Raw genomic sequence first — 17275 nt, forward strand, 5'->3', positions numbered from 1 at the left:
CCCCGGGGAGCTGAGTCCCGACCCGGTGAGCGACCCCCGATGACCACCACCACCCCGAGGCCCGCCGGCCCCCAGAGGGCCGAGGCGCCGGCCCGGACGCCGCTCGGCCAGCAGCTGGTCAGGACGCTGACCACCACCGACCACAAGCTCATCGGCAAGCTCTACCTCGTCACCTCCTTCGCCTGGTTCGCCCTCGGCGGGCTGATGGCGATGGTGATCCGCTCCGAGCTGGCGATGCCGGGCCAGCAGGTGGTCAACGAGGAGCTCTACAACCAGCTCTTCACGATGCACGGCACCGTGATGCTGCTGCTCTTCGCGACGCCCCTCTTCTTCGGGTTCGCGAACGCGATCATGCCGCTGCAGATCGGCGCTCCGGACGTCGCGTTCCCCCGGCTGAACATGTTCAGCTACTGGTGCTTCCTGTTCGGTGGACTGATCGTGGCCGCGGGCTTCCTGACGCCGGGGGGTGCCGCCGACTTCGGGTGGACGGCGTACACGCCGCTGTCGGACGACAGCCGGAGCCCGGGGGTGGGCGCGGACCTGTGGGTGATGGGGCTGTGGCTCGCCGGGCTGGGGACGATCCTCGGCGCGGTCAACCTGATCACCACCATCATCTGCATGCGCGCCCCCGGGATGACGATGTTCCGGATGCCGATCTTCACGTGGAACACCTTCGTGACCAGCCTGCTGGTCCTCATCGCCTTCCCCGTGCTCGCCGGTGGCCTGCTGATGCTGGAGGCCGACCGACAGCTCGACGCCCACGTCTTCGACCCCAGCACGGGCGGGGCGATCCTGTGGCAGCACCTGTTCTGGTTCTTCGGGCACCCGGAGGTCTACATCATCGCGCTGCCGTTCTTCGGCATCGTCAGCGAGGTCCTCCCGGTGTTCTCCCGCAAGCCGATCTTCGGCTACGTCGGCCTGGTGGGGGCCACGGTGGCGATCGCGCTCTACAGCATCGCGGTGTGGGCGCACCACATGTTCGTCACCGGCGCCGTCAACGTGCAGTTCTTCTCCGCGATGACCTTCGTGATCGCCGTCCCCACCGGGGTGAAGTTCTTCAACTGGGCCGGCACGATGTGGGGCGGCTCCCTGTCGTTCGACACCCCCATGCTCTGGTCGTGCGGCTTCCTCGTCACGTTCCTGTTCGGAGGCCTCACCGGCGTCATCCTGGCCAGCCCGCCGCTCGACTACCACGTCACCGACAGCTACTTCGTCGTCGCGCACTTCCACTACGTCGTCTTCGGCACCGTCGTCTTCGCGATGTTCGCGGGGTTCTACTTCTGGTGGCCCAAGCTGACCGGTCGGATGCTCGACGAGCGTCTCGGCCGGCTGCACTTCTGGCTGCTCTTCGTCGGGTTCCACACGACGTTCCTGGTGCAGCACTGGCTGGGCGTGGAGGGGATGCCCCGCCGCTACGCCGACTACCTGTCCGAGGACGGGTTCACCCTGCTCAACCAGGTCTCCACGATCGGGTCCTTCCTCCTCGGCGCCTCCACCCTGCCGTTCCTCTGGAACGTCTACGTCAGCAGGCGGGCCCCGCTCGTCGGCGTCGACGACCCCTGGGGCTGGGGCCGCTCCCTGGAGTGGGCCACGTCGTGCCCCCCGCCCCGCCACAACTTCACCGGCATCCCCCGGATCAGGTCTGAGTCGCCGGCCTTCGACGTCCACCACCCCGAGGTGGCGATGACCGAGGTCGAGGAGAACCCGCGGGCCACCGACGGTGACGGCGGCACCCTGGTCGACGCCCCGGACGAGACCGGCCGCGCCGAGCACCTGGGGGCGCAGGTCGGCGCGGGCGGCACCGCGGGTCGCGACGCCGGGGACGGCGAGGACACCGGGCGCAGCGCCGGCGCGGACGACCCGGGCGGCGACGGCCGCGGTCAGCGCCGGCGCTGGCTGACCGCGCTGTTCGTGCTGACCGGCGTGGGGTGCGCCCTGGGCGCCATGCTGCTGATCGCCCTGCTGCGCTGACGCCGGCCGGCGCGGGTCAGGCCGGGTCGTCCAGCTCCGGCTCGGGGGCGAGGACGGCGTCGACGGCCAGCACGTCGTCGAGGGTGAGGACGTCGTCGACCACGGGGCTCACCACGGGGTCCAGGACGTGCATCGCCGCCTCCTCCGCGCCGGCACCGGCCCCGTCGATCCCGACGTCGGCGGCCACCTCGTCCCGGTCGGTGACCTCGTGGACGCCCTCGTCCGGGGCCACGAGCCGGCCGGCCCGTCGCCCACCGGCGGTGCTCAGGGCGTCGGTGTCGTCGTCGACGTCGAGCCGCTCGATGGGGATCGCCTCGGCCTCGACGTACGGGTCGGGCTCGGGCTCCTCCTGGGCGACCCGCTGCGCGAGGTCCTCGCCCTGCGCCTCCTCCCAGGGCGTGTTGCCGAAGCGCTGGGCCGCGGACCACTTCTCCGGCGGCGAGTACCCCTCGTCGAGCGGGTCGGGGCCCACGCGGTCGTCGTCAACCAGGCTGTCACCGGTCGACTGCGCCTGGTCCTCGTCGTCGACGCTGTAGCCGTGGTAGCTCTCGCCGGGGTTGCCGTCGTCGCCCGCACCGTCGATGGCGGGGTCGATCCCCGTCGGGTCGGTCTGGCCTGGGTCCGTCGTCATCGGTCGCTCCGTGTGTCCTCGGGTTCGTCGGGGTGGTTCCGCCCGGTGCCCTGGCGCGCCGCCGGCAAACCACGCCACGGCGCTGCGAGGACGAGGCGCCCGACCTGAGTGCCGGCGGGCTCGGGTGGGCACCGCGGGGTTGCCCGTGGACGCCGGCCGGGAGCCGGCAGCGTGCGGGACCGGACGGGTGGACGCCGGCGCGCGACGCCGTGAGATCGAGGAGAGCACGCGATGGCCGAGGCAGCGCTGGGCATGTGGATCGTGACCGCCCTGGGCGGCACCTACCTGTTCCTGTTCACCACCGACGCGCACCGACCCGAGGCCGGCTCGCCGACGACCGCGCTGTCGCCGTTCCTGCTGTTCGTCCACCCCCTGGTCGCGCTGGTCGGGATCGCGATGTGGATCGCCCACCTGCAGCTGCGCGACGACGTGCTGCCGTGGCTCGGGCTCGCCGACCTGCTCGTGGGCGCGGCCCTGGGCGAGGTGCTCCTGGCCCGCACCCTGAGGGGCGCGCGCCAGGGACCGGTCCGCTCGGAGGACCGCATGCCGCGCCCGGCCATCGCGCTGCACGGGGTGCTGGCCGCCGTCACGATCCTGCTGGTGCTCCTCGTCGCGCTCGGGGTCGACTAGCGCGACCGACGCCGGTGGCGTCGGTCGGCCCGTGCGATCAGGTGCGGGGCTGGGCCGGGTTGGTCGGGTCGCCGTGCGAGGGCGGGTTCACGGCCGGGCCCTCGCGCCGCGACGCGCTCCCCAGGGAGTCGCTGGCCTCCCCGAGCGGGGCCTCCGGCGCGACGGCCGTCGGGTCGCCGCCGCTGGTCGGTGCCCCGTCCTCGAGCTCGGTGAGCCGGTGCTGGAGCACCTGCACGACCGGCAACCGGTCGCCGTGGGCGCGCTCGTAGTCCAGGAGGGCCGTCACGCCGTCGGCGTCGAGGCTGCGGATCCGGTGGCCCAGCGAGCCGACCGGCAGGTGGTCGTAGTCGGGCAGGGGGAGCTCGTCGTGGTGGGGGACGTCGTTCACGGTGGTCTCCTTCGAGGGACGTCGAGCGGTGGGCTGGCTCAGGTGTTGACGGGGTTGCCGCCGGTGACGGCCACGACCTCGCCGGAGATGTAGCTGGCGTCGTCGGAGGCCAGGAAGACGTAGGTCGGCGCGAGCTCGGCCGGCTGGCCGGCGCGGCCCAGCGGGGTGGACTCGCCGAAGACCTCGACCTTCTCCTCCGGCATGGTGGCGGGGATGAGCGGCGTCCAGATCGGTCCCGGGGCGACGGCGTTGACGCGGATGCCGTCGCCACCGAGCTGCCCGGCCAGGCCGCGGGTGAAGTTCACGATGCCGGCCTTGGTGACGGCGTAGTCGAGCAGCTCCGGTGACGGCGAGGAGGACTGCACCGAGGAGGTGTTGATGATGCTCGACCCGGCCGAGAGGTGGGGCAGGGCGAACTTGCTGAGCCAGAACATCGCGTAGAGGTTGGTCCGCACGACCCGGTCGAGCTGCTCGGTGCTGATGTCTGTGAGGCCGCCGGGTTGCGCCATCTGGTGGGCCGCGTTGTTGACCAGGACGTCGAGGCGCCCGAGCTCGTCGACCGTCCGGGCCACCGCGTCGCGGCAGAACTCCTCGTCGCGGACGTCGCCGGGCAGCTGGAGGGCGCGGCGACCGGCATCGACGACCCAGTCGGCGGTGCGCTGCGCGTCCTCCTCCTCCCCGGGCAGGTGCACCAGGGCGACGTCGGCGCCCTCGCGGGCGAACGCGATGGCCACCGCCCGACCGATGCCGGAGTCGCCGCCGGTCACGAGGGCGACCTTGCCGTCGAGCCGGCCGTGACCCACGTAGCTGTTCTCGCCGTGGTCGGGCTGCTCGCCCATCTGGTCGGTGACGGAGTCGGGGTCGCCCGGGGGCGGGAGGTGCTCGTCGTCGCCGGAGGGCTGGTCGTGGCGGGTCCGGGGGTCGGGGGTCGGGTTGGAGTCGTCCATCGGCACCGGTGCCCACGAAGGGCGGCGCCCACTCGTGCGACCCGGTCGGCTCGCGGTCAGCTCGCGGTCGGCTCGCGGTCAGGGTCGCCCGGGCAGGAAGGCGTCGGCGGTGACCGGCAGGTCCCGCACCCGGACGCCGGTCGCGTGCGAGGCGGCGTTCGCGATCGCCGCGGCGGTGCCGACGATCCCGATCTCCCCGATGCCGCGGCCGCCGAACGGCGTCGCGAGCGTGTCGGCCCCGTCGAGCCAGCGCGCGTCGAGGTCCGGTGGGACGTCGGCGTGCGAGGCGACGTGGTAGGTCGCGAGGTCCTGGGTGACGACGTGGCCGAACCGCGGGTCGCGGACGCCGTCCTCGTGCAGCGCGGCCGACAGCCCCATGAGCAGGCCGCCGAGCAGCTGGGACCTCGCGGTGGTCGGGTTCACGACCCGGCCGACCGAGTAGGTGCCGTGCAGGCGGGAGACCCGGACCTCGCCGGTCCAGCGGTCGACGCGGACCTCCGCGAACACCGCCCCGAAGGAGTGCAGCGCGTGCTTCTCCGGCTCGGGGTAGGACTCGGCCTCGGTCCGGCTGTGCAGCCCGGGCAGGGGGTCGTGACCGTGGTCGGCGCGGAACTGCTGCGCGGTCTGCACGATGGCGGTGCCCCACGACGCGGTCCCCGAGGAGCCGCCGGCGACGGTGGCCGTGGGCAGCGAGGTGTCACCGATGGCCAGGTCGATCGCGGCGACGTCGACCTCGAGCGCGTCGGCGGCGATCTGCTGCAGGACGGTGCGGGCCCCGGTGCCGAGGTCGACGGCGCCGATGCCGACGGCGTACCGCCCGCCGGCGCGCGACTCGACGCGGGCGACGTTGCCCGCCATCCACAGGGCCGGGTACGTCGCCGCGGCGACGCCGGTGCCGACGTGCCAGTCACCCTCGGTCCGCGACGCGGCCCGCGGGTCGCGGCCGGTCCAGCCGAACCGCTCCGCCCCCGTCCGCAGGCACTCCACCAGCCGCCGGTCGCTCCACGGGTTGCCGGTCTCGGGATCGGTCGCCGGCTCGTTGCGCACCCGCAGCTCGACCGGGTCGACGTCGCAGGCGACCGCGAGCTCGTCCATCGCGACCTCCAGGGCGAAGGCGCCCGGCATCTCACCGGGCGCCCGCATCCAGGAGGGCACCGCGACGTCGAGGGCCGCCACCCGGTGCGTGGTGCGGCGGGCCGGGGCGGCGTACATCATCCGCGAGATGGTCGCGGTCTGCTCGGCGAACTCCTTGAGCCGCGAGGTCTGGCTGACGGCGTCGTGCTCGACGGCCAGCAGGCGGCCGTCGGGCTCGGCCGAGAGCCGGATCCGCGAGCGGGTCTCGGTGCGGTAGCCGGTCAGGGCGAACATCTGCTGCCGGGTCACCGCGAGCCGGACCCAGCGGCCCGGCACCGACATCGCCGCGAGCGCGGCCGCCATCTCGGGGGAGTGCGGCAGGCCCTTGCTGCCGAACCCGCCGCCGACGTACGGCGCCCGCACCCGCACCCGGTCGACCTCGAGGCCGAGCATCGGGGCCAGGGTCTGCGCGACGCCGTGCACGGACTGGGTGGAGTCCCACAGGGTCAGCCGGTCCTCGTCCCAGAACGCCGACACGGCGTGCGGCTCCAGCGGGCTGTTGTGCTCCTGCGGGGTGGAGTACTCCTGGTCGACGACCACGGAGGCGTCGGCGCGGGCGGCGTCGACGTCGCCGTCGGCCCAGTCGGTCTCGTGGCCGGCGTTGACCTCCTCGGGGGCGTAGAGGTCACCCTCGTCGAGGTCGGCGACGTGCTCCCGGGCCTCGACGTGCACCTCCACGAGGCGGGCGCCCTCGCGCGCCGCCTCGGCGCTCTCGGCGAGGACGACCGCCACGACCTGGCCACGGTGGTGGATGCGGTCGTCCTGCAGGATCGCCAGCTCGCCGTCCTCGGTGTCGGCGAGGCGGCGCGCGCTCGTGTGGTCGAGGACCGACACGACGCCGGCGGTGGACAGCGCCCGCGTCGCGTCGACGCGCAGCACGCGGCCGCGGGCCACCGGTGCGCCGACGATCCAGGCCGTGAGGTGGTCGCGCACGCCCTCGTCGGAGCCGTGCTCGACGGCGTACGGGGCGCGGCCGGTGACCTTGAGCGGACCGTCGACCCGGTCGAGGTGGGCGCCGACGGCACGGACGGCGATCGGGCGCGCCGTCATCGGGTCGCCCCCGCGAGCCGGAGCACGGCGCGAGCGGTGATGCCGGTGAGCATGGGGACCTTGAAGGCGGTGTCGAGGCCGGTCTCGGACGCCCGCAGCTCCTCGGCGACGGCGTCGCGGACCCGTTGCTCGTCGAGGCCACCGCCGCGCAGCAGGCTCTCGGCGGTGCGGGCCCGCCAGGGTTTGTGGGCGACGCCGCCCCAGGCGATCCGCACGTCGGCGACCTCGCCGTCGACGACGTCGAGGGCCACCGCGACCGACACCAGGGCGAAGGCGTACGACGCCCGGTCGCGTGCCTTCTCGTAGGTCGAGGTGCGCGTGGCCGGCGACCGGGTGAGCTCGACGGCGGTGATGAGCTCGCCGTGGGCGAGGGTGGTGTCGCGCTCGGGGTGGGCACCGGGCAGCCGGTGCAGGTCGTCGAGGGCGACCCGCCGCTCGCCGTCGGGACCGAGGACGACGACGTCGGCGTCGAGGGCGCTCATCGCGACGGCCATGTCGGAGGGGTGCGTGGTCACGCAGGACTCGCTCGCGCCGAGCACGGCGTTGTAGCGCCCGTAGCCCTCCAGGGCCGAGCACCCGCTGCCGGGCTCACGCTTGTTGCACGGCGTCGACGCGTCCTGGAAGTAGACGCACCGCGTGCGCTGGAGCAGGTTGCCGGCGGTGGTGGCCTGGTTGCGGATCTGGCCGGAGGCGCCGGACAGCAGGGCCCGGCTGAGGGCCGGGAAGTCGGTGCGGACGAGCGGGTGGGCGGCCAGGTCGCTGTTGCGGACCGCGGCGCCGATGCGCAGCCCGCGCTCGGTCTCCTCCACGGCGTCGAGCGGCAGGCGGCTGACGTCGACCAGCACCTCGGGCGAGGCGATGCCGAGCTTGAGGTGGTCGACGAGGTTGGTGCCGCCCCCGAGGTAGCGGGCGTGCGGGTCGGCGGTGACGGCGGCGACGGCCTCGGCCGCGCTCGTCGCCCGGACGTAGGTGAGCTCCCTCACCGCGCACCCACCGACTGGCGCACGGCGTCGAGGATGCCGGCGTAGGCCCCGCAGCGGCACAGGTTGCCGCTCATCCGCTCACGCACCTCCGCGTCGTCGAGGTCGACGCCGGCGTCGGGATCCAGGTCGGCGGTCACGTGGCTCGGGTGCCCCAGCGCGGCCTCCTCGAGCATGCCGACGACCGAGCAGACCTGGCCCGGCGTGCAGTAGCCGCACTGGTAGCCGTCGTGGTCGAGGAACGCCTGCTGCACCGGGTGCGGCTCGTCGGCGGTGCCCAGCCCGGCCGCGGTCACGACCTCGGCGCCGTCGTGGGCCACCGCGAGGGCGAGGCAGGCCAGGCTGCGCCGTCCGTCGAGCAGCACGGTGCACGACCCGCACTGGCCGTGGTCGCAGCCCTTCTTGGGGGCGGTCACCTCCAGCCGCTCGCGCAGGGCGTCGAGCAGGCTGGTCCGGGTGTCGACGTCGACCTCGCGGGGCGAGCCGTCGACGGTGAGGCGGAGGAGGGGCATGGCACTCACCGTCGCAAGCGATCGCTCCCCGCACATCGTCCCTGCGGGGGAGCCTTCCCCGACCGGGCCGGACCGGTGCCTCCGGATCGAGTCCCTCGGGGTCAGGTCACCGGGGGCTGGTGACCCGGACGCCGTCGACGACGCCGGTGCCGTACATCCGCACGTGGTCGACCGCCATGGTGGCCGGGAACCTCGTCGCACGGCCCGGCCGACCGGGCCAGTCGCCGCCGACGGCGACGTTGAGCAGCAGGTGCATGTCCTGCTCGAAGACCCAGGCGCGCCCGGCCGGGAGGTCCTGGGGGGTGAGGGTGAAGTAGGGCTCGTCGTCGACCAGCCAGGTGATCCGCCGGGGCTCCTTGACCACCGAGTAGAGGTGGAACCTCGCGCTCGCGCGGCCGCCGAGACCGACGGTGCCGCCGAGCCCGTCCTCGTTGGCGTAGCCCGGGCCGTGGGCGGTGCCGTAGGCGGTGCGGGGCTCGCCGCCGACGACCTCGACGACGTCGATCTCGCCCTGCCGCGGCCACGTGCGGCCGTTGTCGCCCAGCATCCAGATCGCCGGGAGCAGGCCCCTGCCGGTGGGGAGCCGGGCACGGACGTCGACGCGGGTGTAGTACTGGAGCTCGTTGTTCCACCAGCCCTGCTGGCGCCGGTTCCCGACCTCGCTGGTCCACACCCGCGCGTCCGGCCGGCGACCCGACCGTCCGGAGAACTCCTCGGCCCAGAACGGCTCGACCGCGGCCTCCCGGGCCGTCGGCGCGGAGGCGGGCGCGGCGGCCGCCACGGGAGCGGGACGCGGGCCCGGTCCGGCAGCGGCACCGACCGCCGTCACGGCGAGGACCGCGCCGACGGCGAGGGCCGCGCCGACCTGGAGGCGGGTGCGGGGGACGAGGCGTCGGGTCGGGTGCTGCACGGCGCCAGGCTAGGGCCGGACGGCGCGATCCCCGTCCTCGTCACCGGGCGCAGGTCGGTCCGCCGGCCTCACAGCACCTCGCCCGAGGGGCCGGGCACGGCCGACGGCGTCGCGTCGGGGCTCCGCCGTTCCCGACGGCCGGGGCCGCGGACCAGGCGCACGGCCCCGCCGCCGAGGAGCAGACCGAGCACGGCGAGCTCGCCGGCGTGGGCCACGCGCTCGGTCCGCATCCGCCCGCACGCGTCGGACACCCGGGTCAGGTCGACGCCCTCGACCCGGTCGAGGGTCCAGCGGTCGTCCTCCGCGACCTCGTCGTCGTCCGAGGCGCCGACGTCGACCGTGGTCCCGGAGTCGCTCAGCCGCGACCCCCCGGTCGCGGAGACGCACTCGACGCGGACCAGGGTGCTCTCGGCCGGGGCGTCCGGGGCGTCGGGTTCGGTCCTGGAACCCGCCAGGGTCTCGTGGCCCGGGGCGTGGAGGAGGACCAGGGCGGTCGCGAGGGACAGCAGGCTGGCGAGCACGAGCAGGACGACGAACCGGCGGCGGGTCACGGCAGCACCGCTACCCGCGCGCGGGTCGGGTCAACCCCGCCAGGTCCTGCCCGGGTCGTGCACGCGCACCGTCGAGGGTGGGTTCGCCGCGACCGCGGACGCCGGACGGACCGGCCGCCGGGTCAGGTCGCCGTCGCAGTTGGGGCAGGCCATCCGCAGCACCGCGCGGGCGCAGTCTCCGCACCACGTGCACTCGAAGGAGCAGATCCAGGCGTCGGTGCTGTCGACGGGGAGGTCGCGGTCGCAGCACTCGCAGCCCGGTCGCATCTCCAGCACGGGAGCGAGGGTAGCGCCGCAGGACCGCGGGCTTCCCGGTCCGGCTGCACGATGAACCACACCCGTGTAATCTCCGTGGTGGTCGGCCGGTCCGTCGACGCACCAGCAACCAGGTCGGAGGTCGTGCCGTGCGAGAGCTCTTCCTGCTCCTCGACGACGCCGACGCGGCGGGTTGGCAGGAGCGTGCGCTGTGCGCGCAGACCGACCCCGAGGCGTTCTTCCCCGAGAAGGGCGGCTCGACGCGGGAGGCCAAGAAGGTCTGCCAGACGTGCGAGGTGCGCACCGAGTGCCTCGAGGCCGCGCTCGAGAACGACGAGCGGTTCGGGATCTGGGGCGGCTACTCCGAGCGCGAGCGCCGCAGGATCAAGAAGGAAGCCGGCTGAGCTCCTCGCCCGAGGAAGTGCTGCTCAGCCGGACGCCCCGGCGTCCAGCTGCTCGAGCAGGATGTCGCCGTGGCCCGCGTGCCGGGCGAGCTCGGCGATCACGTGGCCGTAGATCCACCGCAGGCTGACCGGGCCCTGGTGCCACTCGACCGTCGTGTCCAGGTCGTGACCGGCGGCCACCGCCCGCGAGTGCTCGCAGGCCGCGACGTAGGCGGCCCGCACCGACCCCACGGTGTCGTCGGCCTCCAGCGTGAAGCTCTCCTCGACGGTGTCGGGGAGCCCGACCTCCGCGCGGGTGCGACCCGCGAGGCGCGCGTGGAACCACACCTGCTCGACGAACGTGGCGTGCTTGACCAGACCCAGGACCGTGGTGAGGGAGGGCACCAGCCGCGCGCGGGCGCCGTCCTCGTCGACGTCCGCCAGCAGGCCGGCGATCTCGGTCCGCTGGAGGTCCAACCGTTCCTCGAGCGTGGCCCGCTCCCCGGCGACGAAGGTGTTCACGGTGCCCAACCTAGGGCCGCTCAGCCGATCGGCTGGAAGCCCCCGTCGACGAGGTCGACGGAGTCGAGGACGTCGCGCACGAGGTCGCGGTCCTCGCCGCTGACGCTGACGACGACGTCACCGGTGTGCACGTACCCGGACCAGGCGGGGTCCGCAGCACCGATGCCCGCCGCCACGACGCCGTCCTCGTGCCGGGGGTCGAAGGTTGTCGGCTCGGGGAACGACACGCCCTCGTCGGAGCAGGAGGTCGCCCCGGCCGGACCCCACGTCTCGTCCTCGCCGGCCCGGCAGCCGTCGGTCGGCAGCCGGCGCCAGCTCTCCGGCACGTCGACCCGGACGCCGTCGCGCTCCAGCGTCCTCCACCCCGTGCGGGCCGCGTCGCCGGTCACCCGGGTTCCGGCGTCGGCCTCGCGAGAGGGACCGACGACGCCGCCGAGCCACAGCACCAGGCCGAGGAGCGCCACGACCGCGACGAACACCACCTCGGGTCGCGCGGTGCGCCGGCTGCTGGTCACGTCACCTCGGACGCCCGGCCGGTCAGGTGGGTTCCCGCGGCGCCTGCGGGCGAGGCACCCCCGGGTCAGGACGACGCCGTGAGTGAGCGGGTCACCTCGACCTGGCGCACCAGGAAGACGCCCTCGTCGAGCTTCTTGCGCCGCATCCACGAGGTGACCTCGAGGTTGCACTTGCTGGCGTTGCACGAGCCGCAGGCCGGCACGACGTTCTCGAGCGTGTACCGGCCGCCGCGCGAGATCGGCAGCAGGCAGTCCTTCTGGAGCGCCCGGTCGGTCGCCCCGCAGTAGCCGCACCCGCCCCAGGCGGCCTGGAGCGCGGCCCACTGGGCGTCGGTGAGGTCGTGCTCGACCCTCGCCATCCGCCGTTGGCGGCGCCGGGCGTGGGTGGCGGAGCGGCTGCGGGACGGCACGGCGCGAGGCTACGACGTGCGGCGGGTCCGGCGGGGGACGCCGCGCCCGCGGACGGGGAGCCCAGCGGGGGCGCCGGTCGGTAGCGTCCGGGCCGTGCCTCCCCGTCGCCGCGTCACCACCGAGCCCCCGCGGATCGCCGCCGTCGTCCTCACCGACCTGACCGACGCCCCGGCCGACGAGCTCGGCGCGGGTGCCGACCTCGACGGTCTCGCCTTCGACGACGTCCAGGTGTCGACCCTGATGCTCTCCTCGGCCGTCGTCCGCGAGTGCCGCTTCCGGGGCGTCGTGGCGCGCGAGGCCGACTGGCGCTCGGCCCGCCTCCACGACACCACGTTCGACCGGCTCGACGTCCCCGTCGTGCGGGCCTCGCGCAGCCAGTGGCGCGACGTGCGCGTCGAGGGCTCGCGGCTCGGCTCGGTCGAGGCGTACGAGACGTCGTGGCGCTCGGTGCACCTCGTCGGCTGCAAGCTCGGCTACCTCAACCTGCGCGGCGCGGAGCTGCTCGACGTCGCCCTCACCGACTGCGTCGTCGAGGAGCTCGACCTCGGCCAGGCCGACGTGCGCCGCGTCCGGCTCGACGGCACCCGGGTCGCCACCCTCGACGTGCAGGGGGCGACCCTGCAGCACCTCGACCTCCGCGGCGCCGACCTGGAGGAGCTCCGCGGGCTCGAGGGCCTGCGCGGGGCGACCGTGACCCCGGCCCAGCTGAGCCTGCTCGCGCCGCTGCTGGCCGGCGCCTGGGGCATCAAGGTCGAGGACTGAGTCCCGCCCGGCCACCCGGCCGACGGGGGCTCAGTGCGCGAGCTTCAGCCCGACGATGCAGCCCACCAGGCCGACCAGGAGCAGCACGCGGACCACCGACACCGGCTCGTCGCCGGTCGCCATGCTCACCGCCACCGTCAGGGTGGCGCCGATGCCGACCCAGACGGCGTAGGCCGTGCCGATGGGCAGCGTGCGCATGGCCACGGCGAGCCCGCCCATGCTCGCGGCGAGCGCGACGCCGAAGACGACCGTCGGCCCGACCCGGGTGAAGCCCTCGCTGCGGCCGAGGGCCAGCGCCCAGACCGCCTCGAGCACCCCGGAGACCACCAGCACGATCCACGCCACGACAGATCACTCCTCGTGGCCGTCTTGTCGCGGTCCGGGTACGGCTCCCTCGTCCGGCGGCCGCACGTGGGCCGACGCGGCGAGACTACCCCGCCGGCCGCACGGTGAGGAGCTGGGCGAGCGTGCCGACCGGCCCGTGCTCGTCGTGCAGCACGCTGCTCGTGATCCCGAGGCCGCCGGGGCCGAAGGTCACCGAGGTGTCGAGGCCGACCCACTCGCCGCGGGGCGACCTCGCCAGGTGGGCGGTGAGGTCGACGTTGGGGAAGGCGACCCGGGCCGGGTCGGCCCGCACGGTCAACCCGTTGGCGATGTCGAGGAGCCGCGCCGCCGAGGCGAGGTCGCTGACCGGCTCGCCCGCGAGGAGCGGGAGGTCGCTGCGCACCCAGGACGTCGCCCGGCCCGGCGCGACCTCCACCCGCCGGACCTCGACCGACTCGATGAAGCCGCCGGGCCACACCGCCGTGGCGTCCCACGCGGGGTGCGCGTCGGGCGGCGCGATGGGCGCGAGCGGGGTCGCCGCGAGCTCGTGGGTGTCGCCGGGCTGCAGCAGCCAGGCCCGCAGCCGGACCACGACGCGCCCGCCGTGCGCCAGGGTCGCCTCCACGAGCTCGATCGTCCGACCGGGCCGGACGACGTCCACCGCGACCTCGACCTCGGCCACCGGGACGGTGCCGAGGATGTCGTAGGCCAGCCGGCCGATCACCAGGCCGTCGTCTCGGCGCCGGTCGCGGTCGACCTCGACGGCGTGCGCCAGCAGCCCGAGCGCGGCGGCGACGTGCTGGGCGCCCGGGTCCCAGGCGCCGCCGACGTGCCGGGTCGCGAGGAACGTCGTGGCGCCGGTCCGGCGGAAGTAGGCCATGACCCCAGCCTCACCCAGCCGCCGTCCCGGGCCCGCGGGCGGGGCGGGTTCAGCGCCGCATCGACTCGATCTCGCGCGCCCGGTCGGTGGCGTCGAGGTAGGCGGTGTCGGAGCCGGGGCCGCCGACCAGGATGTCGGCACCCGCGTCGCCCCACAGGGTGTCGTTGCCGAGGAGGCCGCCGAGGCGGTCGTCGCCGTCGCCGCCGTGGATGCGGTCGTCGTGGTCGCCGCCGACGAGCCGGTCGCTGCCGGCGTCGCCGTAGATCTCGTTGGCGCCGGTGCCGACCCGGATCCAGTCGTCACCCGCACCGCCCCAGGCGCGGTCGGCCATGAAGGCGGTGTTGATGAAGTCGTTGCCCGCGCCGCCGCGCACGGTGTCGCTGCCGTCGTCGGTCAGGGCCCACAGCCGGAAGCGGGCCGAGAGGGTGCTGGCGTCGACGGAGTCGTTGCCGAGCTTCGGCCACGTCTCGATGAACATGCCGCCCGCGAACGCCGACGGGATCGGGCACTGCGCGGCAGCCGCGCGCCCGATCTTCAGCCGCGTGCAGGTGCGGGGCAGCTTGGCCCACGAGCGGGCAGCGGTGTCGACGAAGCGCAGCCCGCCGTCGACCTCGGTGATCGTGAGCCGGTTGTTGGCCATGCCGGCCTGGTAGCGGTAGCCCCACCTCGACAGGCTCAGGTGCACCTCGGTCGCCCCGAGCTTCGGGAGCGGGAACTGCCCGACCAGCTCGGTCACCGGGAAGCTCGCCGGGTTCGCGATCGCGACGTCGGACCAGTGCGTCGCGGCGCGCTGGGCCGGTGCCGACGCCTGGCCGGAGGAGGCCGTGAGCGCGAGGGACGACGCGGCGGCCACGACGACCGCGGTGACCGCGGTGACGGCGCCGGCGAGCCGGCGGGCGGGGCGGCGGGCGGGGGAGGGGGTGGTGCTGGAGGTGCGGAGAGGCACGGGGAGCTCCTGGAGGTGCGGCCGGGGGGACGCTCGGGGGACGGGCGACCGGCGACGTCCCCATGTCCGCAACCGGTCTCACTTCGGTTCTCGGCACCTCGGGGGAGCGACTTGAGAGCGCCGGGCAGGCGCCGCACCAACCCGGGAGGCCGGGGCGAGTATGCCCGGTGTCCGCCCGGCCCACACCTCGGCACCGCCTTCCTGGCACTGGTGTAACTTGAGAGACTCGGTTCTGATCGAGGGTCGAGACCCGTCCGGGAGTGCGTCGAGAGGATCCGCCGGTGCGCGCACGAGACCGCACGACAGGCCTGCTGGCCGTGTTGTTCGCCCTGCTGCTCGCCGCCCTGGTGCCCGCGGCGACGCCGGCCCACGCCGACGGCGAAGCCGATCGTCCGGTGGTCCGCGTCGGCACGGAGGGCACCTACCCGCCGTTCTCCTACAAGCCCTCGGGGTCGGGCGACCTCACCGGCTACGACATCGACGTCATCGAGGCGGTCGCCGAGGAGGCCGGCTGGGACCTGCGGTTCGAGGAGGGCACGTTCGACGCGCTCTTCCCGGCCCTGGACTCCAACCGCATCGACGTCATCGCCAACCAGGTGACGATCAACCCCGAGCGCGAGGCGCGCTACCTCTTCACCGAGCCGTACACTTACTCGCGCGGCGTCATCGTCACCGCTGCGGACAACGACGACATCACCTCCCTCGACGACCTCGACGGCCAGGTCGCGGCGCAGTCGGAGACCAGCAACTGGGCGCAGGTCGCGCGCGACGCCGGCGCCGAGGTGCAGTCGGTCGAGGGGTTCGCCCAGGCCGCCGAGCTGCTCGTGCAGGGCCGGGTCGACGTCATCGTCAACGACAACATCGCCGTCCTCGACTACCTCGCGTCCACCGGGTCCGACGACATCAAGATCGTGGGCGAGACCGACGACGAGGTCAGCCGGCAGGCCTTCGTCTTCCGGCAGTCCGACCCCGACCTCCAGCGCGCGGCCGACGAGGCGCTGGCCACCCTCGCCGAGGACGGCACCCTCGCCGAGATCTCCGAGGGCTACTTCACCACCGACGTCTCCGTGGAGGAGCAGGACGGCGAGATCGCCGTCGAGGGCTCCAACAGCGGCCGCAGCACGCGCGAGGTGATCGCCGACGAGGTCGGGCCGATGCTGCTCGAGCTGGTCCGCACCAACATCCCGCTCACCCTCATCAGCTTCGCGGTCGGCCTGCTCATCGCGCTCGCGGTGGCGATGGCGCGGATGTCGTCGCTGCTCGTGCTCAGCCTCCCGGCCCGGATCTACATCTCGATCATCCGCGGGACGCCGCTGCTGGTGCAGCTGTTCATCGTCTTCTACGGGCTGCCCCAGGTGGGGATCAAGCTCCCAGGGTTCCTCGCGGCCTGTCTCGCACTGAGCCTCAACGTCGGAGGCTACGCCGCCGAGATCATCCGCGGCTCGATCCTCTCGGTGCCCCGTGGCCAGTTCGAGGCGGCCACCACGATCGGCATGCGGTACCCGCAGCTGATGCGGCGCATCGTGCTGCCCCAGGCGTCCCGCATCGCGGTCCCGCCGCTGTCGAACACGCTGCTGTCGCTGGTCAAGGACACCTCGCTCGTCTCCGTCGTCCTGGTCACCGACATGTTCCGCGTCGCCCAGAACGCGGCATCGGTGAGCGGGCAGTTCCTGCCGCTCTACGTGATCGCGGCGCTCTACTTCTGGGTGGTCTGCTTCCTGCTGTCGCTCGGCCAGGAACGCCTCGAGAAGAAGCTGGGGAGGTACGTGGCATGAACACCGACGACCAGGGTGGGAACGAGCTGATCGAGGTCCGCGGGCTGCGCAAGGCCTTCGGTGACCGCGAGGTGCTGCGCGACGTCGGGTTCACCGTCGGTGCCGGCACCAGCACCGTGCTGCTCGGTCCGTCGGGATCGGGCAAGACGACGGTGCTGCGCTCGCTCAACGTGCTCGAGACACCCGACGCCGGGCTGGTGCGGATCAGCGACGCCGCGGTCGACTTCGACGTGCTGCCCGCCGACCGGGCCCTGCGGCGCCGCGAGATCCGTGAGCTGCGCGCCCGCAGCGGGATGGTCTTCCAGTCCCACCACCTGTTCCCGCACAAGACCGTGCTCGGCAACCTCGTCGAGGGTCCGGTGCAGGTGCAGGGCCGCTCGCGCGAGGAGGCCGTGGACGCCGCCCGGGCGCTGCTGGAGCAGGTGGGGCTCGCCGGTCGCGAGGACGCCTACCCCGCGCAGCTCTCGGGTGGGCAGCAGCAGCGCGTCGGGATCGCCCGGGCGCTGGCGCTCCGGCCGGAGGTGGTGCTGCTCGACGAGCCGACGTCCGCGCTGGACCCCGAGCTCGTCGGCGAGGTGCTCGCGGTCATCCGCGACCTGGCCGAGCAGGGCTGGACGATGGTCATCGTCACCCACGAGGTGCGCTTCGCCCGCGACGTCGCCGACCAGGTCCTCTTCCTCGACGAGGGCGTGGTCGCCGAGAGCGGTGGCGCCGAGGTGCTCACCGACCCGCAGCACGAGCGGACCCGCCAGTTCCTCGGCCGGGTGCTCGAGGCCGGCTGACCCCGCCGGGCGACCA

General features: G+C 74.1%; 21 protein-coding genes and 1 riboswitch. Of the genes, 6 read left to right on the top strand and 15 right to left on the bottom strand.

The features are described 5' to 3' along the window. Positions 1 to 39: 39 nt before the first annotated feature. Complete coding sequence (gene ctaD, locus FE634_RS03965; RefSeq protein ID WP_138875148.1) at positions 40 to 1971, top strand: aa3-type cytochrome oxidase subunit I; 1932 nt, start codon at positions 40 to 42, stop codon at positions 1969 to 1971. A gap of 16 nt (positions 1972 to 1987) precedes the next feature. Here the strand turns inward: ctaD and FE634_RS03970 are convergent, their stop codons facing one another. Further along, positions 1988 to 2602: a DUF5709 domain-containing protein gene (locus FE634_RS03970; protein WP_222847664.1), complete on the bottom strand. Its 615-nt coding sequence runs from the start codon at positions 2600 to 2602 to the stop codon at positions 1988 to 1990. Positions 2603 to 2833: 231 nt separating this feature from the next. Between FE634_RS03970 and FE634_RS03975 the strand changes: the two genes are divergently transcribed. Further along, the gene (locus FE634_RS03975) at positions 2834 to 3232 is read left to right on the top strand and encodes a hypothetical protein (RefSeq protein ID WP_138875149.1); all 399 of its coding nucleotides are present in this window, start codon (positions 2834 to 2836) and stop codon (positions 3230 to 3232) included. 37 nt (positions 3233 to 3269) lie between these two features. Here the strand turns inward: FE634_RS03975 and FE634_RS03980 are convergent, their stop codons facing one another. From FE634_RS03980 to FE634_RS04015, 8 genes are all read right to left on the bottom strand, one after another. Continuing rightward, positions 3270 to 3620 (bottom strand): hypothetical protein, encoded by a 351-nt coding sequence (locus FE634_RS03980; RefSeq protein WP_138875150.1) that lies wholly within the window; start codon positions 3618 to 3620, stop codon positions 3270 to 3272. A 38-nt stretch (positions 3621 to 3658) separates the two neighbouring features. Next, positions 3659 to 4567, bottom strand: coding sequence for an SDR family oxidoreductase (locus FE634_RS03985; protein WP_187366818.1), 909 nt, complete (start codon positions 4565 to 4567; stop codon positions 3659 to 3661). A gap of 78 nt (positions 4568 to 4645) precedes the next feature. Continuing rightward, complete coding sequence (locus tag FE634_RS03990) at positions 4646 to 6751, bottom strand: xanthine dehydrogenase family protein molybdopterin-binding subunit (RefSeq protein ID WP_148240365.1); 2106 nt, start codon at positions 6749 to 6751, stop codon at positions 4646 to 4648. Further along, positions 6748 to 7734, bottom strand: a complete 987-nt coding sequence (locus tag FE634_RS03995; protein ID WP_138875151.1) for an FAD binding domain-containing protein — start codon at positions 7732 to 7734, stop codon at positions 6748 to 6750. Before FE634_RS03995 ends, FE634_RS03990 begins: the two co-directional genes overlap by 4 nt. Beyond that, positions 7731 to 8243 carry a 2Fe-2S iron-sulfur cluster-binding protein gene (locus tag FE634_RS04000; protein WP_222847665.1) on the bottom strand — a complete coding sequence of 171 codons (513 nt, stop codon included), beginning with the start codon at positions 8241 to 8243 and terminating at the stop codon, positions 7731 to 7733. The genes FE634_RS03995 and FE634_RS04000 overlap by 4 nt, the downstream gene beginning before the upstream one ends. A gap of 106 nt (positions 8244 to 8349) precedes the next feature. After that, positions 8350 to 9153 carry a glycoside hydrolase family 16 protein gene (locus FE634_RS04005; protein WP_222847666.1) on the bottom strand — a complete coding sequence of 268 codons (804 nt, stop codon included), beginning with the start codon at positions 9151 to 9153 and terminating at the stop codon, positions 8350 to 8352. Positions 9154 to 9221: 68 nt separating this feature from the next. Beyond that, entirely contained in the window at positions 9222 to 9704 is a 483-nt protein-coding gene (locus FE634_RS04010; protein WP_137292394.1) for a hypothetical protein, read from the bottom strand. 30 nt (positions 9705 to 9734) lie between these two features. Further along, positions 9735 to 9971 (bottom strand): DUF1272 domain-containing protein, encoded by a 237-nt coding sequence (locus tag FE634_RS04015; protein ID WP_187366881.1) that lies wholly within the window; start codon positions 9969 to 9971, stop codon positions 9735 to 9737. 137 nt (positions 9972 to 10108) lie between these two features. On the opposite strand from FE634_RS04015, the gene FE634_RS04020 reads away from it, so the two are divergent. Continuing rightward, positions 10109 to 10363, top strand: coding sequence for a WhiB family transcriptional regulator (locus tag FE634_RS04020; RefSeq protein ID WP_137292396.1), 255 nt, complete (start codon positions 10109 to 10111; stop codon positions 10361 to 10363). 24 nt (positions 10364 to 10387) lie between these two features. Here FE634_RS04020 and FE634_RS04025 read toward each other — a convergent pair whose 3' ends face one another. The 3 genes from FE634_RS04025 to FE634_RS04035 all read right to left on the bottom strand — a co-directional run bounded on the left by FE634_RS04025 (position 10388) and on the right by FE634_RS04035 (position 11789). Beyond that, positions 10388 to 10864: a DinB family protein gene (locus FE634_RS04025; RefSeq protein WP_138875154.1), complete on the bottom strand. Its 477-nt coding sequence runs from the start codon at positions 10862 to 10864 to the stop codon at positions 10388 to 10390. 20 nt (positions 10865 to 10884) lie between these two features. Continuing rightward, entirely contained in the window at positions 10885 to 11379 is a 495-nt protein-coding gene (locus tag FE634_RS04030; RefSeq protein ID WP_138875155.1) for a hypothetical protein, read from the bottom strand. A gap of 65 nt (positions 11380 to 11444) precedes the next feature. Beyond that, positions 11445 to 11789 (bottom strand): HNH endonuclease, encoded by a 345-nt coding sequence (locus FE634_RS04035; protein ID WP_246060528.1) that lies wholly within the window; start codon positions 11787 to 11789, stop codon positions 11445 to 11447. A 94-nt stretch (positions 11790 to 11883) separates the two neighbouring features. On the opposite strand from FE634_RS04035, the gene FE634_RS04040 reads away from it, so the two are divergent. After that, positions 11884 to 12552, top strand: coding sequence for a pentapeptide repeat-containing protein (locus tag FE634_RS04040; protein WP_138875156.1), 669 nt, complete (start codon positions 11884 to 11886; stop codon positions 12550 to 12552). A gap of 30 nt (positions 12553 to 12582) precedes the next feature. Here FE634_RS04040 and FE634_RS04045 read toward each other — a convergent pair whose 3' ends face one another. From FE634_RS04045 to FE634_RS04055, 3 genes are all read right to left on the bottom strand, one after another. After that, positions 12583 to 12897: a DMT family transporter gene (locus tag FE634_RS04045; protein ID WP_137292400.1), complete on the bottom strand. Its 315-nt coding sequence runs from the start codon at positions 12895 to 12897 to the stop codon at positions 12583 to 12585. Between the two features lie 13 nt (positions 12898 to 12910). Beyond that, positions 12911 to 12975, bottom strand: a riboswitch (guanidine-III (ykkC-III) riboswitch). 7 nt (positions 12976 to 12982) lie between these two features. Further along, positions 12983 to 13756, bottom strand: coding sequence for a thioesterase family protein (locus FE634_RS04050; RefSeq protein ID WP_138875157.1), 774 nt, complete (start codon positions 13754 to 13756; stop codon positions 12983 to 12985). A 49-nt stretch (positions 13757 to 13805) separates the two neighbouring features. After that, positions 13806 to 14702 (bottom strand): calcium-binding protein, encoded by an 897-nt coding sequence (locus tag FE634_RS04055; RefSeq protein WP_137292402.1) that lies wholly within the window; start codon positions 14700 to 14702, stop codon positions 13806 to 13808. Positions 14703 to 14983: 281 nt separating this feature from the next. On the opposite strand from FE634_RS04055, the gene FE634_RS04060 reads away from it, so the two are divergent. Together FE634_RS04060 and FE634_RS04065 are read left to right on the top strand one after the other, a co-directional pair. Beyond that, the gene (locus FE634_RS04060; protein ID WP_138875159.1) at positions 14984 to 16477 is read left to right on the top strand and encodes an ABC transporter substrate-binding protein/permease; all 1494 of its coding nucleotides are present in this window, start codon (positions 14984 to 14986) and stop codon (positions 16475 to 16477) included. Then, positions 16474 to 17259 carry an amino acid ABC transporter ATP-binding protein gene (locus FE634_RS04065; RefSeq protein ID WP_148240366.1) on the top strand — a complete coding sequence of 262 codons (786 nt, stop codon included), beginning with the start codon at positions 16474 to 16476 and terminating at the stop codon, positions 17257 to 17259. Before FE634_RS04060 ends, FE634_RS04065 begins: the two co-directional genes overlap by 4 nt. The last annotated feature ends 16 nt before the right edge of the window (positions 17260 to 17275 follow it).

It is taken from the genome of Nocardioides sp. S-1144 (assembly GCF_005954645.2).
In the GTDB taxonomy this organism is placed as follows: domain Bacteria; phylum Actinomycetota; class Actinomycetes; order Propionibacteriales; family Nocardioidaceae; genus Nocardioides; species Nocardioides dongxiaopingii.

Bases quoted from the DNA above. Each gene is read 5' to 3' on its own strand.
- ctaD (WP_138875148.1), top strand. From the start codon at position 40: ATGACCACCACCACCCCGAGGCCCGCCGGCCCCCAGAGGGCCGAGGCG.
- FE634_RS03970 (WP_222847664.1), bottom strand. From the start codon at position 2,602: ATGACGACGGACCCAGGCCAGACCGACCCGACGGGGATCGACCCCGCC.
- FE634_RS03975 (WP_138875149.1), top strand. From the start codon at position 2,834: ATGGCCGAGGCAGCGCTGGGCATGTGGATCGTGACCGCCCTGGGCGGC.
- FE634_RS03985 (WP_187366818.1), bottom strand. From the start codon at position 4,567: ATGGACGACTCCAACCCGACCCCCGACCCCCGGACCCGCCACGACCAG.
- FE634_RS03990 (WP_148240365.1), bottom strand. From the start codon at position 6,751: ATGACGGCGCGCCCGATCGCCGTCCGTGCCGTCGGCGCCCACCTCGAC.
- FE634_RS04000 (WP_222847665.1), bottom strand. From the start codon at position 8,243: ATGCCCCTCCTCCGCCTCACCGTCGACGGCTCGCCCCGCGAGGTCGAC.
- FE634_RS04015 (WP_187366881.1), bottom strand. From the start codon at position 9,971: ATGCGACCGGGCTGCGAGTGCTGCGACCGCGACCTCCCCGTCGACAGC.
- FE634_RS04050 (WP_138875157.1), bottom strand. From the start codon at position 13,756: ATGGCCTACTTCCGCCGGACCGGCGCCACGACGTTCCTCGCGACCCGG.
- FE634_RS04065 (WP_148240366.1), top strand. From the start codon at position 16,474: ATGAACACCGACGACCAGGGTGGGAACGAGCTGATCGAGGTCCGCGGG.